Here is an 18,719-nt window from a genome sequence, read left to right on the forward strand (position 1 = left end):
GCTACGGACGCTGCCCGCCGGCGTGCACTTTGCGCGCCGCCCACAGCCGCCCGAGCACCGCGCACAGCGCCACCGCCAGCCCCGTGGTGAACACGATCCACACCGTCGTGCGCAGCGAACCCGTCAGCGCGTCGTACACCGCCGCGACACTGCCCCTCTCGCCGTCCGCAACCTCGGACAGCACCCGGTCGCGGGCGACCTCGATCAACGCGCGCAGCACGAGTGCCCCCAGGGCGAAACCGAACCCGGCCACCGCCACGGCCGAGAGCGCGGCGAGCACGGAGCGCCCGCGCCCCGGTCCGCCGCGTACCCAGGCCACGACCACGGTCAGGACGGCGAACACGACCGTGCCCACGGCGGGCCACACGCTGCCGGCCCGCAGCCACCCGAAGGTCTGGCGCAGCTGGTCGGCGCGGTCGGCGGAGACGATCGTGATGTCGGTGTGCTGGACCGGGATCCGGTCGGCGAACGGCACCCCGTTCGCTTCCAGGTTCTGCTTGACCTGCTCGGTCACGGGCGCCAGATCGATCGTCACGGCCTCGCCGGTGTTGCCGTTCAGCGCGGCGGTGACGGCCTTGTGGGCGGTGCGGTTGGCGGCGTTCCACACGGTCTGGAAGGCGTCGGTGGTGGTGAAGGACATCACCGCCTCGTGCAGGAAGTCCCGCACGGTGCTCTGGAGCGGCCCGGCGTCGATCTGCATCATCGTCGCGTCGGTGATGAGGTCGCCGACAGTGTTCCGCACCTCGGGGTCGGAGGCGAGCGGGGCCACCGCGGCGACGTAACGGTCCGTGTTGTCGATCTCCAGATCCACCCAGGCGGCGAGTGCGCTCAGCGGGACGAGCACGGCGAGCAGCACCAGCACCACCACTGCCAGAGCCGCCGAGAGATACGTCCGCATCTCTCCAGGGAATCCCGTACGGGAGCGGCGCGCCCCGGGCCCTGAGCCATCCGAGTTGCCGGGCGGCGCGGCCGGGTGTGCTCTGGAGGGAAAAGGGGCGACGGAAGGAGTTCTCCGCCATGGCCACTCATGCAGCAACGCCGACCCGTGGACGTGCCGGGGCCGGACCGAGTGAACGTCGGCAGAGCACGCTCGCCTGGGCCATACCCGTCACGCTGGGTGCGGCGTACGGCCTCTACGCCTCGTTCATCCTCCGCAACAACGGCGCGAGCGGCGGCCGGCAGTTCTGGTACGGCCTGATCTGTGCGGTGGTGCTCGCCGTTCTCTGCTTCGCGCTGGGCCGGATCCAGCACACCATGATCCCCCTGGTGCGAGCGGTGGCGTACGGCGCACTGACATCCGCGGCGATCGGCCTGCTGGTCGGGCTGACCGATTCGAGCGTGCTGCGGTCCTCGGCGCTGGGACTCGCGGTCGGCCTCGGGATGTTCATCACCACCTTCTACATCTTCTACACGCGAGAGAAGACGTGAGCGCGTCTCCCGTCGCATCCTTGACCTTCTCCGTGGGGGAAGCCCCGGCATCATCCTTCGGTGCCGGGGCTTCCCCTTCGGCATGAGCAGGTACGGGGCGCGAGGAGGTACGGGGTGGAGCGCGAGGTGGCACGGGTGGAGCGCGCCGGCATGAGGACGGGCCCGCGCGGGGCGCGGGCCCGTCCTCATCTGTCACGCGGTCGCGGTCAGTCGCGCACGACCGTCACCGGGCACGGTGCGTGCTGGGTGACATGGAGGCTGACCGAGCCGAGCAGGGTCGCCTTGAAGCCGCTGTAGCCACGCGCCCCGACGACCAGCAGGTTCGCGCCCTTGGCGCGTTCCAGCAGGGACTGGGCCGGGTTGCCGATCACCACGACCTTGCTCACCGCGGCCGCGCCCTCGGCGCCCAGGGCCTCCTCCAGTGCCTCGGTGAGGGACACGGTCGCCACCGCCTGCGGGTCGAAGTCCTCCGGCATGCCCGGCATCATGGACGCCCAGCTGGTCGCGGGGTACTCCCAGCTGTTGACGGCCTCCACCGTGTCACCGGTCAGTTCCGCCTGGCGTACGGCCCAGTGCAGTGCCTTGATCGACGACTCGGAGCCGTCAACGCCCACTACGATCCTGCCCATCTCTGCCTCCAGCTCGGTTCGGCTCAGTGCGCAGAGGCGTCGTGCGAGAAGATCTCGCACGACGCATCTTTCGGTCCAACTCTAATCAAACCGGACAGGGCTTCGAGTGGCGGGTCCCCTCAGTCCAGCCGGAGGTCGGCGAGCTGCTGCTCGAACGGCACGACCTCGTCGTCGAGCCCGAGCGCCCTCGACGCCCCGGATGCCGCCCGGCCGCCCGTGATCATGGTCGCGAGCTCGCCGCCCGCGCGCCGGATGCGGGACGGCAGGCCGTCGGTGTACTCGTCGCCGGACGAGCCCCAGTCTTCCGATGCCGCGTACACGGACGTCGGTACGACGGTGGCCCGCAGGTAGGTGAAGAGCGGACGCATGGCGTGTTCCAGGACGAGGGAGTGGCGGGCGGTGCCGCCCGTCGCCGCGATGACGACGGGCTTGCCGGTCAGTGCCGTGTTGTCGATCAGGTCGAAGAACGACTTGAACAGTCCGCTGTACGACGCGGTGAAGACGGGCGAGACGACGATCAGGCCGTCCGCCTCCGTCACCTCCTTGATCGCCTCGTCCAGGGTGCTGGGCGGGAACCCGGTGACCAGGTGGTTGGCGATGTCGACGGCCAGGTCGCGCAGATCGATCACCCGGACCTCGACCGTGCGGTCCTGCTCGGCCATCAGGCGCTCACGGGCGGCGCCGGCCAGCCGCTCGGCCAGCAGCCGGGTCGAGGACGGCTGGCTGAGCCCGGCCGATACGGCGACGATCCTCAGGGGCTCGGTGGCGAACACGGTGGTCAGGCCTCCTTCGTGGCCGTGCGGGCGGCGACGGCCGGGTGTACGGGGGCGGAGTCCGGGACTCCGGCCGGCCGCAGGTTGGCGAACTCCTTGCGCAGCACCGGGACGACCTCCTCGCCGAGGATGTCGAGCTGCTCCAGGACCGTCTTCAGCGGCAGCCCCGCGTGGTCCATCAGGAACAGCTGGCGCTGGTAGTCGCCGACGGCATCCCGGAAGGACAGGGTCCGCTCGATGACCTCCTGCGGGGAGCCGACGGTCAGCGGGGTCTGCTGGGAGAAGTCCTCCAGGGAAGGGCCGTGCCCGTAGACCGGTGCGTTGTCGAAGTACGGGCGGAACTCCCGTACCGCGTCCTGCGAGTTCTTCCGCATGAACACCTGGCCGCCGAGGCCGACGATGGCCTGCTCGGCGGTGCCGTGCCCGTAGTGCGCGTACCGCTGCCGGTAGAGGTTCACCATCTTCTTGGTGTGCTCGATGGGCCAGAAGATGTTGTTGTGGAAGAAGCCGTCCCCGTAGTACGCGGCCTGCTCGGCGATCTCCGGGGAGCGGATGGAGCCGTGCCAGACGAACGGCGGGACGCCGTCCAGCGGGCGCGGGGTCGCGGTGAAGGACTGCAGAGGTGTACGGAACTTGCCTTCCCAGTCGACGACGTCCTCGCGCCACAGCTTGTGCAGCAGGGCGTAGTTCTCGATGGCGAGCGGGACGCCCTGGCGGATGTCCTTGCCGAACCAGGGGTAGACCGGGCCGGTGTTGCCGCGGCCCATCATCAGGTCGACGCGGCCGTCCGCGAGGTGCTGGAGCGTCGCGTAGTCCTCGGCGATCTTCACCGGGTCGTTGGTGGTGATCAGCGTCGTGGACGTGGACAGGATGATGTGGTCGGTGCGGGCGGCGATGTAGCCGAGCGTGGTCGTCGGCGAGGACGGGACGAACGGCGGGTTGTGGTGCTCACCAGTCGCGAAGACGTCCAGCCCGACCTCCTCCGCCTTCTGGGCGATGGCGATGGTGGCCTTGATCCGCTCGTGCTCGCTCGGTGTCCTGCCGGTCGTCGGGTCGGTGGTGACGTCTCCGACGGTGAAGATCCCGAACTCCATGGCGCCCGCCTCCAGATTTGTTGAACTTTGAACCATCTGAACACACCCTACAACGGAGCACCCCCCTGACCTATTCCGCCGGGGAGGGACTGGGGCTGTGCGTACCCTGAAGGGGTTGCGGAGGCGGGGCGCGCCTTTGCCGGACGGAGGCAGGGTCGTGGGCGAGGGCAGCGAGAGCGAGCGCTGGAAGGAGCGCGGCGTAGCGCTGCGCGTCTTCGTGTACGTCTTCGCCACGCACCTCTTCGCGGGCTTCATCTGGATCCTGTTCTACGTCGGCGAGCACGCCAAGAAGTGAAGTGAGCGGGGCGGGGTGGGGGACATGGACGGCACCACACGGGTGCGCCTGGACGCGGCGCTCGCGGCGGACGACATCTGGAGCGCTCTCTTCGCGCTGACCGAGGAGGCGCCGGCCGATCTGCCCGCCGCCGTCGAGGCCCGCTACGGCCAGGCGTCGAAGGATGAGCGGCGTCACCTCTCGTGGCTGCTCCGGTGCGTCGGCGAACAGGGGGACCCGACGCTGCTGCGCCTGCTGGCCGGGAGCGAGGGCGACAGCGCGGCGGATCTGCTGTTCACGGCGGTGCAGCGGCGACTGAAGCTCCCGGCAGCCGAGCTGTATCGCCTCGCCGAGGAGCTCGGCGCGAGGGGACCCCTCGTGGACGCCATGGGCCTGTCCGACGCGCCCGCCTTCGCGCCGTTCCTCGGAGACCTGCTGGACCACGGGACCCTGCGCGGGCGCGCGGCCCTGGCACTGGGGCGGCTCGGAGCCCGGGAGTGGACGGTGCCGATCGCGCAACGCCTCCCCGGCCTGACAGGACTGGAGCGCGGCGCCTTCGTCGTGGCCCTGGAACTGCTGGACGACCCCGCGGCGATACCCCACCTCCTGCGGGAGCTGGCGGAGAAGCGGACCCCGGCGGGCGATGTGCACCACGCCCTGGTCGCCCTGACGGGCCAGAGCCCGCTGCTGCCCCTGGCTCCCCCGGACGGCGAGTACGGCGAGCTCGTGAACCGGGCGTGGTCGGAGCGCAGGCTCGACCGCCACTGCCCGCCGTTGATCGGCCCCGTCACGCTCGACTCCCCGCGCCACGCACGCTTCACGCTCGACGACGGCCGGGGCAGGATCCGGATCGATTACGACCCGCCCGCGCCCGGCTCGTCCTGGCCCCGCTGGGACAAGTCCCTCCGTATCGACGGGGAGCGGGTCTACCGCGTCGGCTCGGACTGCGGCACCTGCGAAACGACGATGTCCCTCCTCGGCTGGCCGCCCCGGGCGGCCCGGGAGGGCGCGGACCGCCTGCGCGCCGCACTGACCGACCTCGACGACCTGGGATCCGGCGCCCTCGATGCCGCCGCTCCCCTCATCGAGGAGCTCCCGACCGGCCACTACCGTGCCCACCTGGCCGACCTCGCCCTGGAACGGGTGGCCGACCCGGGGACGTCGTGGTGGACCCGGCGCCGCGCGTTGCGCGAGGACGCCGAGCCGTACACCGGAGACGCCCTCGACGACTGGCCGGGCACCGACCACTTCCAGCTGCGCGACCGCATCCCCGGCGAGACCCCGACGTACGGCGCACTGCTCCCGTCCCAGCCGCTGGACGCGCTCGATGCGGACACGGTGGCCCGGTACACCTCCGCCATCGCGGCAGGCCACCGCCCCGCCGCCCTGGCCCTCGCCTGGGTCGAGGACATCTACGTAGAGGCCGAGTACTCCGAGCGCTTCCTGGTGGCCGCCGTCCTGGACGGCCACCACAAGCTCGCCGCCTACGCGACGGCCGGCGTGCCCGCCAGGGTCCTGCTCCTGTCGAGGGCGGAGGACAACTGGGGCCCGGAGGCGGGGTGGAGCGCGGCGTTCGACGAGGTGATGGGGCAGCTGTAGGGAGGGGGCAGACCCGCGGCCGCAGTCCCTGGTCCCTGGTCCCCGGGCCCTGGGGACCAGGACCATCAGCCGATGCGGACGACCGGGCCGGACGCCTACGCTGCGGTCCCGGGCGCGCAGCCGAGCGCGCCGTTGCCAGGGAGGGCGCCGCCATGCTGATCACCGGTCCGACCCATGTCCGCATCGCCCGACCGTCCCGGGACCTCGCCGCCGCCGAACGCTTCTGGGTGGCGGGACTCGGGCTGACGGTCCTGTTCCGCGCCGACGGGAGCCGGGAGCCCGGCACACACGATCTGCTCATGGTGGGCCACCCGGACGCGTCCTGGCACCTCGAACTCGTCCACGGCGGCGACCACCCCGTCGAACCCCGCCCCACCGACGAGGACCTGCTCGTCCTCTACCTCGACGGTCCGGTGTCGGAGGAGACGGTGGAGCGACTGCGGGAGCACGGCGGCAAGCAAGTCGTGTCGCCGAATCCGTACTGGAACGAGTGGGGCGTCACCGTCGAGGACCCGGACGGCTACCGGCTCGTGCTCTGCCGGCGCGGGTGGTCCAATTCCTGACGGGTCCGCGAGGGCGTGCAGAGCAGGAATGATAGAAGCTGGGTATCATTGCGTCATGCTGTATGAGATGCCACACCTGGATTCGGTCGACCTTCAGGTCCTGGAGCAGATCAACGGCCTGCGCGAACAACTGCGGCATGCGGTGCAGCAGGCTCCGATGAAGTGGACCCTTGATCTGCGCAAGGCCCTGACGGCCAGCGCCATCGCGGCGTCGAACACGATCGAGGGCTACAGGGTCGATGCTGTGGACGTCGCCGACCTGATGGACGGCGAGCGCGAGGTCGAGGCCAGTGACGAGAACAAGGCGGAGACGCTGGCCTACCAACAGGCCATGACGTACATCCAGTCACTGCACGATGTGACCGATTTCCGCTACAGCAAGGAACTCCTCAACAGCCTGCACTGGATGCTCCAGGGCCATCACCACCCCCGCAAGCTCGCCGGGCAGTGGCGCAGGACCTCCATCCGCATCACCGCGCCGGGCGACGAGCTCGCCACCGATTACGAAGGCCCTGACCAGGAGCGGGTTCCCGGGCTCATGGGCGAGCTCGTGGACTGGCTCAACGAAGGCGACCTGGACAGTCATGTCCTGCTCCGTGCTGCCATGGCCCATCTGAACCTGGTGAAGATCCACCCCTGGTCCGACGGCAATGGCCGCATGTCCCGCTCGCTGCAGACCCTTCTCATCGCACGTGGTGGCGTCCTCGCCCCCGAGTTCTCCTCGATCGAGGAATGGCTGGGCATGCCGGGCAACACCTGGGACTATTACAAGGTGCTGCGAGAGGTCGGCGGACCGGTCTGGTCGCCGGAGCGCGACACCTTGCCCTGGATCAAATTCAACCTGCTCGCCTGCCATCAGCAGACTCAGCGGGTGCAACGCCGTGTCGACCGTTCCAACGACTGCTGGATGCAGCTGATGGAGGAGACAGGCACACATGGAGTCACTGAGCGGCAGGTCACCGCGCTGCACGAGGTGGCAATGGTCGGCCGGGTGCGGCGCAGCCGCTACGAGAAGGCCGAAGCGATCAACACGCAGCAGGCCACGCGGGATCTGCAGGCGCTCACCAAGGCGCAGCTGCTGACGGCCGTGGGCCGAACGAAAGGCCGCCACTACGTCGCCGGGCCGCGGTTTCCGGAGCGGGTGCTGGCCACCGCGCGTCGGCATCACACCATCAGCAACCCGTATGCCGCGTAATGCCGCGGTGCCGCAGCTTCTATCGCCAGGTCTCCCCCGTGGACGGGTCCAGGCCGGCATCCCAACGTCGTTTTCGCTCACGCCAGTTGATGAAGGAGGGCTCTTCCGGGAGGACGACACTGATCGTCTCCTCCTGGAATTCGTCATCGGTGAGCAGTCTGCGGAGGAACTCCGCCATCCCGAAAGAGTGGACCTGGAAGGCAGGACTCGTGTGCCGCCCGCACACCAGTACGGGCCATCGGTCGGGATCATCGCCCGTGGCCAGCCAGCAGTAGATGTCTGAGCCGGTGGTGACGCCCCAGGCCAGGATGGAGCCGGGATCCACGTCGAGGGCGGCTCTGCCGCCGAGCATCTCCCAGGTGCCACGGGCGTTCTCGGTCTCGTTCCGCAGGCCGGACCCGTCCGCGTAGGCGTCGGTCCGCGGAACCGGCAGCAGAATGCCGACTTCCCTGCTGACCTGCCCTGCCCCGTACACCTCCATGAACGCGACGTAGTCGGCCGGAAACCGGGTCCCCCAGATCTCCTCGACCGCACTCCAGTCGATCCGCTCGTCCACACCGTGCTGCGTCGGCACGACCTGTGCGAGCGCCGCTGTCTGAGGGTTTCCGCCCACGGCCACTCCTTCGCGCGCATCTTCGAGAAGCCGAAACCCACGCGATCAAGCTCGCCGCGGGAGGTGAATGGCCGACAGTAGTGCGGACAATTCGTCGTCCTGCTTGACCGCTTGTGCGTGAGATCACGGTGCCCGGCGACCGTGGCGCTCCCTACGATGCGTGATAGATGCAGCTATTGCGTGCATCACCTGCCCTGTTCAAGGAGACGGATCCCGTGACCACAGGCGTCGCCGCGCGCGAGAGCTACTACGAGCGGACGGGCGAACACTCCTACAAACCCACGGCTCACGCGGGAGGTGCGTGGAGCACCGATGAACAGCACTTCAGCCCGCTGGCGGGGCTCGTCGTACACGCCCTCGAACGGCACCTCACGACGCGACCGGGGAATCTCCTGCTCGCCAGGATCAGCTACGACATCCTCGGCCGCATCGCCCTCGACGAGTGCGAGATCACCGTTGAGACCGTTCGTCCCGGCCGGACCATCGAACTCCTCGAAGCGACCGTGGCCATCGGCGGCCGTCCGGTCGTCCGCGCCCGTGCCTGGCTGCTGGCGTCCCTGGACACCTCTGCCGTAGCCGACAGTCCCCACGAGCGACTCCCCGCCCCCGAAGAACTCGCTCCCTGGGCAATGAACGAGAGGTGGAACGGAGGCTACGTCTCGTCCATCGACGTCCGTCGAATGCCTCCGCTCCGCAAGGGGCGCACGGCGGCCTGGCTGTCCACGCCCGTCGACCTGGTCGCGGGCGAGCCGAGCAGTGCCCTCGCCTCGTACATCGCGCTCGTGGACACCGCGAACGGCATCGCCGTCCAGCGGGACCCCACCGCGTGGATGTTCCCGAACCTCGACCTGACGATCCATCTGTACAGACAGCCGGAAGGACCGTGGACCGGACTGGACACCACCGTTGCCTTCGGCCCGTCGGGACAGGGGCTCACCAGCAGCGTCCTGCATGATCTCCTAGGGCCCGTCGGCCACGCCGAACAGATCCTCACCGTCCGCCCGCTGTCCGGTGACTGAACCACGTCTCTCCGGCTATCGCGCGGCGAGGTGCTTGTTCTGGCAGGCCCTTTTTCTGTCGGACCCCCTGAGTGGACCGTGTCATGACAGGCGGCGCAGACGACCGGAGTCTTGCGCCGTTTCTCCGCCATGACCTGGCGCCATTCAGTGGGTGGCCCCGGGGGAGTCGGGTAGTCCTTGAGCACCTCCAGGCGCTCACCGATGTCGATTGCACGGGTCCGGTGCTCGGCGTGCTCGATCCCGATCCGAGCCAGGCAGTGGTTCATCGCCCACTGCAGGCGATCCGGGGCGTCTTTCATCTCCGCCTCGATGACGTCGAGCAGTCCTGCCAGGTCGAGGCCCTCGGGCTTCTTCGCCACACGTTCAGTGGTCAGCGCCCAGCCGGCACGGCGCCCCCATCCAGGACGGGCCGGGAAAGGTCGTGCGGGCGGAGTTCGGCTCCGTTAAGCTCGGCCCATGACCTCCGTACCGTGCCGGAACTGGTGGCGCTCCTCCTAGGGGCGGCCACCTCCATCTGCACGGAATCAGGGCCGTTCGAAACGGACGGCCCTTTTCTCTGCCCTCGTACGGGTACGGATGCCGGTGATCACGGCGGGCCGTCCTCCACGCAACCAGCATCGCGAGGAGAGAAACCCCATGAGCACCGTCACCGTCACCACACCGCCCGAGCAGCGCACCGCCGAGCTGGAGACGCGGATCCGGCAGGCCCCGGAGCGGTTCCGGGTGATGACCGGCGACCGGCCCACCGGGGCGCTCCACCTCGGGCACTACTTCGGCACGCTCCACAACCGCGTGCGGCTCCAGGAGCTCGGGGTCGACGTCTTCGTGATCATCGCCGACTACCAGGTGCTGACCGACCGGGACGTGGCCGAGCGGCTCACCGAGATCACGGAGGGGCTGCTGCTGGACTACCTGGCGATCGGGATCGACCCGGCGCGTTCGACGATCTTCAACCACAGCGCCGTGCCCGCGCTCAACCAGCTGATGCTGCCCTTCCTCAGCCTCGTCTCCGTCGCCGAGCTGAACCGCAACCCCACCGTCAAGGACGAGATCGCGCACTCCCGGCAGTCGGCCGTCAGCGGGCTGATGTTCACGTATCCGGTGCACCAGGCCGCCGACATCCTGTTCTGCAAGGGCAACCTCGTCCCCGTCGGGCAGGACCAGCTGCCGCACCTGGAAGTGACGCGAAGTGTCGCCCGCCGCTTCAACGAGCGGTACGGGGTGGTCTTCCCGGAGCCGGACGCGCTGCTCTCCGCCGCGCCGCTCCTGCTCGGTACCGACGGCACCAAGATGAGCAAGAGCCGGGGCAACTCCATCGCGCTCGGCGCCACCGCCGACGAGACGGCGCGCCTGATCCGCGGGGCGAAGACGGATGCCGAGCGGCACATCACGTACGAACCGGAGACCCGGCCCGGGGTGTCCTCGCTCGTGTTGCTGGCGGCGCTCTGCACGGACCGCGATCCGCACGCCGTGGCCGAGGAGATCGGCGGCGGGGGCGCCGCCGCCCTCAAGCGGACGGTGACCGAGGCCGTCAACAGCCGGATGGCACCGATCCGGGCCCGGCGGGCGGAGTATGCACAGGACATGGGGTACGTACGGTCGGTGCTGCGGGCGGGGAACGAGCGGGCGAACGCCGTGGCCGACGCGACGCTGGCGGAGGTGCGGGCGGCCATGGGAGGCGTGCTCTAGTCAGGTCCTGTCGTCAGACTGCCGACGGCCAGGCGCCCCGTGCCGCGACGTCCAGGATTCAGCGCCGCGATGTTCCGGGCGTCGTCCGCGCCGTTGTGGTGGCGGCCCTCCAGGGGGAGTCCCGCGATCCGCAGGGCGGTGGCCATGCCGGGGCGTTTGCGCAGACCGTGGGCGGCGGTGAAGGGGATCTCGGCGTTGGTGGTGCAGTTTCCGCTCGTTCGCGCTCGCGGCGCTGGTGTGTGGCACTGATCGGAATCTAGCGCTGCTAGACATTAGAGCGACGCTTGGTTTAGCATCGAGCGAAATTCTAGCGATGCTAGAAAGTGCTGAACTCGCCTGCTCTGTCACCTTGTTGGGGGAAGAAATGACGAAGCGTCACTTCACTACCGCGCTGGCTCTGATCACTGGCGCCGCCGTGCTGTTCTTCGGGCTCAACTTCTTGCTGAACCCCGGGGGCGCGCCCGACGGCTTCGGGATCGAACCCTGGCCGCAGGGCAACGCCGCAGGCTACTTCGTCGTCAAGGGCGTACGCGATCTCGCCGTCGCGGCCACGGTCTTCCTGTTGCTCGCGCGGGGGCAACGCCGGACGCTGGGCTGGGTGGTGCTCATCGACGCGATACTCCCGCTCGGTGACGCGTTCGCGGTCCTCACCCACGGCGGCTCGCTCACCACGGCGCTCAGCGTGCACATCTCGGCGGCGTCGGTCGTCCTGCTGACCGCCGTGATGCTGCTGACCGAACGCCCCGCCGAACGCCCCGCCGAACGCCCCGCCGAGCGCCCCGCGGGCGCCTGACGGCGGGAAGGCTCAGCGGTACGTCAACGAGTCGCGCCTGCGCAGCAGTTCGGCCAGGCCCCGGCGGGTCGCGGCGATCACCACGCGGTCCTCGGGGCGCAGTACGTACCCGGGGTGCAGGTCCCAGACCAGGCCCGACGGGCGGTCCGGGGACGCAGGGGTGGGGGTGGCCAGGTGCGGACGGCGGTGCTCCGGCGGGGTGGCGTCCAGGGCGAGGACCCGCCAGGCGCCCGCCCGGAACGTCTGCTCCACCGTGCGGCCCTCCAGCTGCGGGTGCCCCGCGACCTCGACCGCCGCGAACAGCATCACCTTCCGCTCGACCGGGATCGCGCCCAGGATCTGCCGGCCCATCATGGCGACCGCGAAGGACGGAGCGGCCAGGTGGGAGACGGATCGCGAGCGGGTCAGGGCCTGCGGGTGGGCGGTGCGCAGGGTGCGGTAGACGGCGGTGGCGAACTCGTCGTCGAACAGGCGCAGGGCGACACGCAGGTCCGGCTTGACCGAGCGGGCGTACAGCGCGGCCTCCAGGTTGGTGGTGTCTGCGCTGGTCAGGGCGAGCAGTGCGCGGGAGCGCTGGATCTTCGCCGCCTCCAGCACCCCCTCCTGCGTGACGTCACCGAGGACCACCGGCACGTGCAGCCGCCGGGCCACGGGGATTCCGCGCGCGTCCGGGTCGTCCTCCACGCACACCACGGGAATGCCGAGCTCACGCAGCCGGACGAGGACCCGCGTACCGATCTTGCCGAGGCCGAGCAGCACCACATGGCCGGACAGGCCCCGTGGCGGCCGGCGCAGGGACGAGGCCGTACGGAGCGACCCGAAGGCCTCCAGCACGCCCGCCACGAGCAGCGGCAGCAGCATCAACCCGGCGACACCCGAAAGGAGTTGGAGCACCTGACGGGCCATGGGGTCGCCGATCGCCGGGTCTCCCATCGCGAACAGGTCCAGCAGCGTCAGATACGCGGCGTGCAACGGATCGTCGCCGGTGGTGAGCGTGGAGGCGACGGCGAGGCCCAGCACGGCGAGGCCGACACCCAGCGCCGACCAGCGCAGCCGCCGGGAGAAGAACTGGCTGAGCGGTGCGCCCCTGCCGCCCATCCGGGGCGGCGGACCGGCCGGTCCCGCCTGGCTGACCGCCTCCAGGACGACCGTGCCACGCCCCGTCGCGGCGGCCACCTGCCGTTCGTCGGGCAGGAGTCGAGGTCCCTCCTCGCCGCTGCTGTCGGAGCCCTCGGTGCCCGCCGGGTCATGGGTGGTGGAGGAGAGCAGCGCGAGGGTGCACAGGCCGGGGTCGGCGATCCGGCCGTCCTCTGGCGGGGTGCGTTCGGCGGCGCGCAGCAGCAGGCCCTCTGCCTGGATGACCTTGCTGGAGCCGGTGACGGCGGTCGCCGCGAGGGCGGGCGCGGCGGTGTCGGCGTCGGAGAGGACGGTGGTCGATGCGTCCAGCGCCCTCGGGTCCAGGCCGGGTGCGGTAACGGCGGCGGCCTGGTCGAGCAGGGTCTCCAGATACTGGCCCAGCTTGCGGTTGTAGAGCCGGATGACCAGCCGGACACGGGGGTTGAGGCGGCGGGCGGTCAGCGCGGCGCGGATATTGCGCTCGTCGTCGTCGTAGACCAGGGCCAGTGCGGCGGCCGATTCGACGCCCGCCTCCTCGAAGGCCTCGTCGGACGGCTCCGACGCCTCCAGGATGCGTACCGCCTCGACCCCGGCGTTGGTGTCGCCGTTCCCGGGAGCACCTGCGGACCCGTTCCCGCCGTTCCCGCCGTTGCGGTTCATCGCCTGCGACATCCGGCCGAACAGCGCCGCCGCCCGGCCCCGCCCGGTCAGCGGCAGCTCCGGCCGGCGTGCGTCGCGCCCCGGCGGCAGAACGAGGGTGACCCGCTCCCCGTACACATAGCGCAGCTCCACGGCGAGCCGCTGGGCGAGTGCGTCGTCACCGCAGACGACCATGTGTCCGCCGAGCGGGGAGCGTTGGGGCTGCTGGGGAAGTGTAGACACGGGACCCAGCATGCCTTGCTCCTCTCCGGCGTACCCGCCCGGTCAGTGATCTTCCTGCGGAACGGCGGATGGCGGCGCCGCGTGCCGGGCCTGCGGGCCGGCGAGCAGATGGCGCGGGTCCGCGACCCGGACGATCGCCGACTCGACGGCCGCGATCCGGTCCGCGAGCAGCCCCAGTGCGGCGACCGCCCTGGCGACGGGGTCGCCGTCCGGGGCGCCGAGCGCCTGGGTACGGACGTAGGAGGCGGTGATCGCGGACCAGCGCGCGGACTGCTCGGCGGTGAGGCGGCCGCGCAGCGCGGCGAGTTTCAGCAGGTTGGACTCCGCGCCCGTGGTCAGCGTCTGGGCCTCGCCCGCGTAGTGGTCGTCGATGACGGCGAGGAGCTCCGCGTCGTTCATCACCGGCACGATCCGCTCCGCGATCTTGTTCATGTTGCGGTACGAGCCCTGCAGCCGGAACGGCGGCTCGGTGCGCGTCGCGTCCGTCTGTGCGGCCGAGGCGATGTACGCGGCGTTCACGGCCAGGACCGTGTCCCGGGCGGTCAGCAGATGACGCAGGACCGAGACGATCCGGTCCACCTCGGCAGGCGTGTACGGGTGGTCGAGCCGGTCCGTACGGATGGCCCGGTTCGTGCTGGAAGCGAGCCGCACGAGCAGGGTGAGATCTTCGCGGGACCGCCCGGCGAGCGGGGCCAGCACCGGGTTGGCGGTCAGCGCGTTCTCGACGAAGCTCAGCGCGAAGACGTCCTCGCGGCCGCTGAGCACCTCGCCGAGATTCCACACGTCGGCCCGGTTGGCGAGCATGTCGGGGACATGGAACCGCGCCCCCGACTCGGTGTACGGATTGCCCGCCATGCACACCGCGAACCGTTTGCCCCGCAGGTCGTAGCTGCGCGGCTTGCCGTCCCGTACGCCCTCGACACGGCGGGTGGCGTCGCAGAGCGGAATGAATTTCTGGAGCAGTTCGGGCGAGGTGTGCTGAATGTCGTCGAGGTAGAGGAGCGTGTTGTTGCCCGTCTCCAGAGCAAAGTTGATCTTCTCGATCTCTTGGCGGGCGGTTGCGGTGCGCGCCTGCGCCGGATCGAGGGAGGTCACGTCGTGGCCGAGGTTCGGCCCGCTGATCCTGACAAGGACCAGGCCGAGCCGGTCGGCGACGTACTCCATGAGCGTCGTCTTGCCGTAGCCGGGCGGTGACACGAGCAGCAGCAGGCCCTGCGAGTCGGTGCGCCGGTCGGCGTCGGCGGTGCCGAGCTGCTTGGCGAGGCTGTCGCCGATCAACGGCAGATACACCTCGTCCAGGAGCCGGTTGCGGACGAACGCCGACATGACGCGCGGCCGGTGGTCGTCCAGCCGCAGCCGGGCACGCTCGGCGGCCACGAGTTCGGTGCGCAGGCGCTGATAGGCGCGGAACCCGGGGACGGTGGTGGTGCGGAACCCGTCGGTGCGGGCGAGGAGTTCATCGAGGCGGACGGTCAGCCGGCCACGGTCGATGCGCGGGTGGGTGCCGAGCAGGCCGTCCACGGTCGCGGTGAGCGGCGCCTCGCACTCGTACCGGGCGAGCACCGGCTGCGGGCAGAGTTCCACGGCGACGGCCTCCGCGAGATCGCCCGCGTCGATCTCCGTACCGCTCGCGGCGGCGTACGAGGCGAGCCAGCCCTCGACCAGCTGGCGCCGGGCGGAGAAGTCGTCGTGGAGTGCGGCGAGGTCCTCGTCGTACGCCGAGGATCCCGTCGTGCGACGGAACTTGTCCAGGAACGTGCGGGTGGTGGCGCTCGTGACGAATCCGGCCGGGCCGCTCGTCAGCTCCTCGAAGAGGTACGCGGCGACGGCTCGGGGATCGTCGCCCCGGATGGCGTCGGCCCACTCCTCCTGAAGGCCGGCGATGGCCGGGGCGAGGCCGAACGTCTCACGGGCTCGGGCCAGCGAGAGGGCCCGCCGGGTCCAGGAGGTGCGCCGGGCCTCGTCCGTCCCGTAGGCCCAGAACAACTGCGCCGCCGCTCGTACGGCGGGCGGGCAGCGCAGCAGTCCGGCCCCGGCGTGCAGCTTCAGCAGGGTGGTGAGGATGGCGGTGGCGTCCTCGTCGTGGACACCGCGCTGGTAGCCCTCGTCGTACGCGGACGCCGCCGACTCCCGTACCAATGCCGCCAGTGCGGAAGGGTTCAGGGCGCCGAGGGTGTCGGCGCCCTGCTCGTCCAGGAGCCGGGCGGCCAGGTGCTCGGCTCGGTAGACGCGCGGGGACTCCGAGGGCAGCGTCTGGTCCCAGTAGGGGCGGGTCGCCTCGAAGGCCGGGTCGGTGACCGGCGCCCGGTAGTCCGTGCCGGTGAGGGCGAACGCGAGCCGGTCCCCGTGCGGGACGAGCGTCAGGTCGAAGGGCTGGGTGTTCACGGCGAACCGGTGCCGGCCGAGACGGATCGTCGCGCCACCGTCCGCGTACAGCTCACTGCGGTCGCGCAGGGCCCGTCCGGCCTCCTGACGGGCGGCCAGCAGCTGCCCGTCCAGCTCCTCGGCGCGCACCGGGTCGCCGAGTTCCCGCAGCTCGTCCGCGGTGCGGCGGACCTTGGCGACCATCGGGTCGGAGGCGAAGTAGGTGTGGACGGCGTCCAGGTCGGGCAGGGCGGCCAGCCGCCGGGACACCGTGTCGAGGACCCGGGCCGCCGAACCCGCCAGCCGCTCCGCCCGCCGGGCGCGGGCGTCCTGCAACGTCTGCTTACGGGCCGAGAACGCCTCGTACACTTCCGTCCGCCGCCCGGCCAGCTCGGCGAGGAAGTCGTCGAACTCCGCGAACCGCGACTCCAGGTTCTCCAGCTGGAGCAGCAGCCTGGCCAGTTGCTCGTCACAGGCGTCCGGGGTGTCCGCGGCGGCCAGCGCCCCCGTGACGGCCTGCCCGAGCAGTGCGAACTCGGCGGCGAACTCCGCGCGGCCCTCGTGGTCCAGGAGCTCGCGACGGCGGGCGTCGAGGGTGGCGCGGGCCCGGTTCACCCCGCCGAGGACCTCCGCGATCCGCTCCAGGATCGACGTACGGACCGTCGCGTCACCGATGTCGAGCCCGGCGACGACATCCGTGACGGTGCTCAGGCCGTCCGTCATCTCCGTCAGCCGGTCGCCGAGCGCCGAGGCGTCCGCGACGGTGGTGAGCGCGGACGCCTCGGCGGCCAGGTGCGCGATGTCCTCGTGGTAGCCGGCGAACGCGTCGTCCCGGCCGAGGAACGCGACGGCGCGCCGGTCGGCCGAGTCGATGTCGGCGGCCGTGTCGGCGCTCAGCGCGGCGATCCGCTCGGTGTCCGCATACCGCATCTCGGCGAGGGTCGCCAAATGGCCCTGGACGCGGCGGAGTTCGGTGAGCTGGGTGACCCAGGCGGCGCACGAGCGCGGGGCCTCGCCGCGGATGCGGCGGACGAGTGCGGTGAGCCGGTCGGCCGTCTCGGTGAGCGCCTCGGCGGCCTGCCGGGTCAGCTCCTGCACTGTTTCGAACTCGGTGAGGACCTGCTGGGCGGTGGCCCGCAGCTCCGCCAACGGGGCGGCCAGTTCACCGAGTTCGGAGTCGGTCAGCCAGTGGTAGCGGTCGGTGGCGCGAGTGCAGTCCGCGACCAGCTGTGCGTACACGGCGGCGGTCGGTGTCGTCTCGGCGGCGCTGTGCGCGAGCGCGAGGCAGTCGGAGATGCCGCGCACCAGATCGGCGTTGCCGATCCGGGCGAGCGGACCGGTCCCGGCGGGCCGGGAGGCGGCGTAGGTGTCGGAGACGTACGGTGTCTGCCAGCGCTGCAACGGGTGGACCCGGGCCGGTTCGTCGCCCGTGGCGGTACCCCGCAGGAGGACGAGCGTGCCGTCGTCGAGCAGGGCGTGGCCGCGGCCCTGGAGGGGAGTGGCGACCTCCTGCCGGATCAGGTTGTAGGGCAGGAGCAGGCTTCGGCCGTCGTCGGGGGAGCGGAAGACGTACAGGACGTCCTCGCCGTTCGGCGAGCGGACCGCGCCCTCGAAGACCGGCTCGGTGAGCGGTTCGGCGATGTCGAAGGTCTTGGCGGTGCCGGTGGTGAGGTAGTAGCCGCCGGGGAAGATGATCCCCTGGTCCTCCGGGAGCCGGTGGCAGGCGGGCCCGATGAGGTCCAGACGCAGGACCGTGCCGAGGAGTGTGTTGAAGACCAGATACCGCCAGGACTCCTCGTTGTACGGGCGGACGCGGAGCAGGACCAGCGGGCCGATCACGGCATGCTCGACATCCGCGTCGGCGAGTGACTGGAGGGGTTCGGTGACCGGCTCCTCGTAGATCCCGTCGGGTGTGTCGGTGTCGTTGACCGTCTTGACGGTGAGGGTGCCGCCGAGTGTGTCGACGAAGAGGACGGCGCCCGTGCCGTCGCCGTCGCCGTCCTTGCCCACGGCGATGTGCGGGTGCCGGCCAAGGACGTGGGCCTCGCGGCCCGCGACGGTCCAGGTGAAGTCGTGCGACGGCGGGAAGACGTGGTCGCGGTCGCCGCGCGCGTCGAGGAACGCGCCGGGCGAACCGTCCGGGCCGAGCGCCCAGCGCAGCACGCGGATGCCGTCGGCACTCTCGCCGGTACGGAAGACGGCGAGCAGCCTGCCGTCCACGCGGCGCAGCCGCAGCAGGCGGGCGTCGCGGTAGTAACGGTGCAGGGCGGTGAATTCGCGTACGAAGGCCTCGTCTTCGAGCAGACCGCCTTCGCCGTGGGTTGTCGCCTCCAACTCGGTTCCGTGCAACGCGAGTACGTCGCCGACCCCGGCGGCTTCCGCCGCTCCCGGGCCCCGTTCGAACCCGAACAGCAGCCGGCCGCCCACGGCCACCAGGTCGCGGGGTACGGATGGCTGCTCGGTACGGATCTGCTCGGTGCCGGTGAGCCGGAGCTCGGTCGACCCGAACTCCGCTGTGCGCCGCACGTTCAGCGCCTCGGCGCGGCTCGCGAGTTCGGCGGCCCGGGCAGTCAGCCTGCGGCGCAGCACGTCGTACGTCCCCGCGTCCACGGGGCCGCCGGTGGGCGGTGCGGTCGTGGTGTCGGTTTCCATACGTACGGCTCTCCCTACGAGCTTCGAGGTGTGTGG

Annotated in this window: 15 protein-coding genes and 2 pseudogenes; 8 read left to right on the plus strand and 9 right to left on the minus strand. The window is 70.8% G+C overall.

The window, feature by feature from the left end; genetic code table 11:
* Position 1: 1 nt before the first annotated feature.
* Positions 2-898: a hypothetical protein gene (locus tag NRF20_RS23670; protein WP_398628306.1), complete on the minus strand. Its 897-nt coding sequence runs from the start codon at positions 896-898 to the stop codon at positions 2-4.
* 119 nt (positions 899-1,017) lie between these two features.
* On the opposite strand from NRF20_RS23670, the gene NRF20_RS23675 reads away from it, so the two are divergent.
* Complete coding sequence (locus NRF20_RS23675) at positions 1,018-1,428, plus strand: hypothetical protein (protein WP_266359975.1); 411 nt, start codon at positions 1,018-1,020, stop codon at positions 1,426-1,428.
* 206 nt (positions 1,429-1,634) lie between these two features.
* On the opposite strand, the gene NRF20_RS23680 is transcribed toward NRF20_RS23675, so the two are convergent.
* The 3 genes from NRF20_RS23680 to NRF20_RS23690 form a co-directional block, all read right to left on the minus strand.
* Positions 1,635-2,057 carry a universal stress protein gene (locus NRF20_RS23680; RefSeq protein WP_327274239.1) on the minus strand — a complete coding sequence of 141 codons (423 nt, stop codon included), beginning with the start codon at positions 2,055-2,057 and terminating at the stop codon, positions 1,635-1,637.
* Positions 2,058-2,176: 119 nt separating this feature from the next.
* Positions 2,177-2,830, minus strand: coding sequence for an FMN reductase (locus NRF20_RS23685; RefSeq protein WP_266359978.1), 654 nt, complete (start codon positions 2,828-2,830; stop codon positions 2,177-2,179).
* Positions 2,831-2,835: 5 nt separating this feature from the next.
* Entirely contained in the window at positions 2,836-3,924 is a 1,089-nt protein-coding gene (locus NRF20_RS23690; protein WP_398628599.1) for an LLM class flavin-dependent oxidoreductase, read from the minus strand.
* 157 nt (positions 3,925-4,081) lie between these two features.
* Between NRF20_RS23690 and NRF20_RS23695 the strand changes: the two genes are divergently transcribed.
* The 4 genes from NRF20_RS23695 (at position 4,082) to NRF20_RS23710 (ending at position 7,555) form a co-directional block, all read left to right on the plus strand.
* Positions 4,082-4,219: a DUF6126 family protein gene (locus NRF20_RS23695; protein ID WP_266359980.1), complete on the plus strand. Its 138-nt coding sequence runs from the start codon at positions 4,082-4,084 to the stop codon at positions 4,217-4,219.
* A gap of 24 nt (positions 4,220-4,243) precedes the next feature.
* Positions 4,244-5,797: a hypothetical protein gene (locus NRF20_RS23700; RefSeq protein ID WP_266359982.1), complete on the plus strand. Its 1,554-nt coding sequence runs from the start codon at positions 4,244-4,246 to the stop codon at positions 5,795-5,797.
* Positions 5,798-5,949: 152 nt separating this feature from the next.
* Positions 5,950-6,360 (plus strand): VOC family protein, encoded by a 411-nt coding sequence (locus tag NRF20_RS23705; RefSeq protein ID WP_266359983.1) that lies wholly within the window; start codon positions 5,950-5,952, stop codon positions 6,358-6,360.
* 55 nt (positions 6,361-6,415) lie between these two features.
* Positions 6,416-7,555, plus strand: coding sequence for a Fic family protein (locus NRF20_RS23710; protein ID WP_266359985.1), 1,140 nt, complete (start codon positions 6,416-6,418; stop codon positions 7,553-7,555).
* 19 nt (positions 7,556-7,574) lie between these two features.
* Here NRF20_RS23710 and NRF20_RS23715 read toward each other — a convergent pair whose 3' ends face one another.
* Positions 7,575-8,168, minus strand: a complete 594-nt coding sequence (locus tag NRF20_RS23715; protein WP_266359986.1) for an SMI1/KNR4 family protein — start codon at positions 8,166-8,168, stop codon at positions 7,575-7,577.
* Positions 8,169-8,383: 215 nt separating this feature from the next.
* Here NRF20_RS23715 and NRF20_RS23720 point away from each other — a divergent pair, with 215 nt between their 5' ends.
* Positions 8,384-9,187: a thioesterase family protein gene (locus NRF20_RS23720; protein WP_266359988.1), complete on the plus strand. Its 804-nt coding sequence runs from the start codon at positions 8,384-8,386 to the stop codon at positions 9,185-9,187.
* 155 nt (positions 9,188-9,342) lie between these two features.
* Here the strand turns inward: NRF20_RS23720 and NRF20_RS23725 are convergent.
* Positions 9,343-9,573: pseudogene (locus tag NRF20_RS23725) on the minus strand (DNA alkylation repair protein); the annotation flags it as partial.
* A gap of 250 nt (positions 9,574-9,823) precedes the next feature.
* On the opposite strand from NRF20_RS23725, the gene trpS reads away from it, so the two are divergent.
* A complete protein-coding gene (gene trpS / locus NRF20_RS23730; protein WP_398628305.1) occupies positions 9,824-10,876 on the plus strand; it encodes a tryptophan--tRNA ligase in 1,053 nt (350 codons plus the stop codon).
* Between the two features lie 13 nt (positions 10,877-10,889).
* Here trpS and NRF20_RS23735 read toward each other — a convergent pair.
* Positions 10,890-11,088 (minus strand): annotated as a pseudogene (locus tag NRF20_RS23735) (DNA polymerase III); the annotation flags it as partial.
* Between the two features lie 152 nt (positions 11,089-11,240).
* Between NRF20_RS23735 and NRF20_RS23740 the strand changes: the two are divergent.
* A complete protein-coding gene (locus tag NRF20_RS23740) occupies positions 11,241-11,669 on the plus strand; it encodes a DUF4267 domain-containing protein (protein ID WP_398628304.1) in 429 nt (142 codons plus the stop codon).
* Positions 11,670-11,681: 12 nt separating this feature from the next.
* Here the strand turns inward: NRF20_RS23740 and NRF20_RS23745 are convergent, their stop codons facing one another.
* Positions 11,682-13,679 (minus strand): NAD-binding protein, encoded by a 1,998-nt coding sequence (locus NRF20_RS23745; RefSeq protein ID WP_398628303.1) that lies wholly within the window; start codon positions 13,677-13,679, stop codon positions 11,682-11,684.
* A 30-nt stretch (positions 13,680-13,709) separates the two neighbouring features.
* The gene (locus NRF20_RS23750; RefSeq protein WP_413753235.1) at positions 13,710-18,683 is read right to left on the minus strand and encodes a DNA repair ATPase; all 4,974 of its coding nucleotides are present in this window, start codon (positions 18,681-18,683) and stop codon (positions 13,710-13,712) included.
* Between the last annotated feature and the right edge of the window lie 36 nt (positions 18,684-18,719).

This window comes from Streptomyces sp. R-74717, from assembly GCF_047305335.1.
Taxonomy (GTDB): Bacteria; Actinomycetota; Actinomycetes; order Streptomycetales; family Streptomycetaceae; genus Streptomyces; species Streptomyces atratus.

Bases quoted from the DNA above. Each gene is read 5' to 3' on its own strand.
- NRF20_RS23690 (WP_398628599.1), bottom strand. From the start codon at position 3,924: ATGGAGTTCGGGATCTTCACCGTCGGAGACGTCACCACCGACCCGACG.
- NRF20_RS23700 (WP_266359982.1), top strand. From the start codon at position 4,244: ATGGACGGCACCACACGGGTGCGCCTGGACGCGGCGCTCGCGGCGGAC.
- NRF20_RS23745 (WP_398628303.1), bottom strand. From the start codon at position 13,679: ATGCTGGGTCCCGTGTCTACACTTCCCCAGCAGCCCCAACGCTCCCCG.
- NRF20_RS23675 (WP_266359975.1), top strand. From the start codon at position 1,018: ATGGCCACTCATGCAGCAACGCCGACCCGTGGACGTGCCGGGGCCGGA.
- trpS (WP_398628305.1), top strand. From the start codon at position 9,824: ATGAGCACCGTCACCGTCACCACACCGCCCGAGCAGCGCACCGCCGAG.
- NRF20_RS23670 (WP_398628306.1), bottom strand. From the start codon at position 898: ATGCGGACGTATCTCTCGGCGGCTCTGGCAGTGGTGGTGCTGGTGCTG.
- NRF20_RS23680 (WP_327274239.1), bottom strand. From the start codon at position 2,057: ATGGGCAGGATCGTAGTGGGCGTTGACGGCTCCGAGTCGTCGATCAAG.
- NRF20_RS23750 (WP_413753235.1), bottom strand. From the start codon at position 18,683: ATGGAAACCGACACCACGACCGCACCGCCCACCGGCGGCCCCGTGGAC.
- NRF20_RS23705 (WP_266359983.1), top strand. From the start codon at position 5,950: ATGCTGATCACCGGTCCGACCCATGTCCGCATCGCCCGACCGTCCCGG.
- NRF20_RS23740 (WP_398628304.1), top strand. From the start codon at position 11,241: ATGACGAAGCGTCACTTCACTACCGCGCTGGCTCTGATCACTGGCGCC.
- NRF20_RS23710 (WP_266359985.1), top strand. From the start codon at position 6,416: ATGCTGTATGAGATGCCACACCTGGATTCGGTCGACCTTCAGGTCCTG.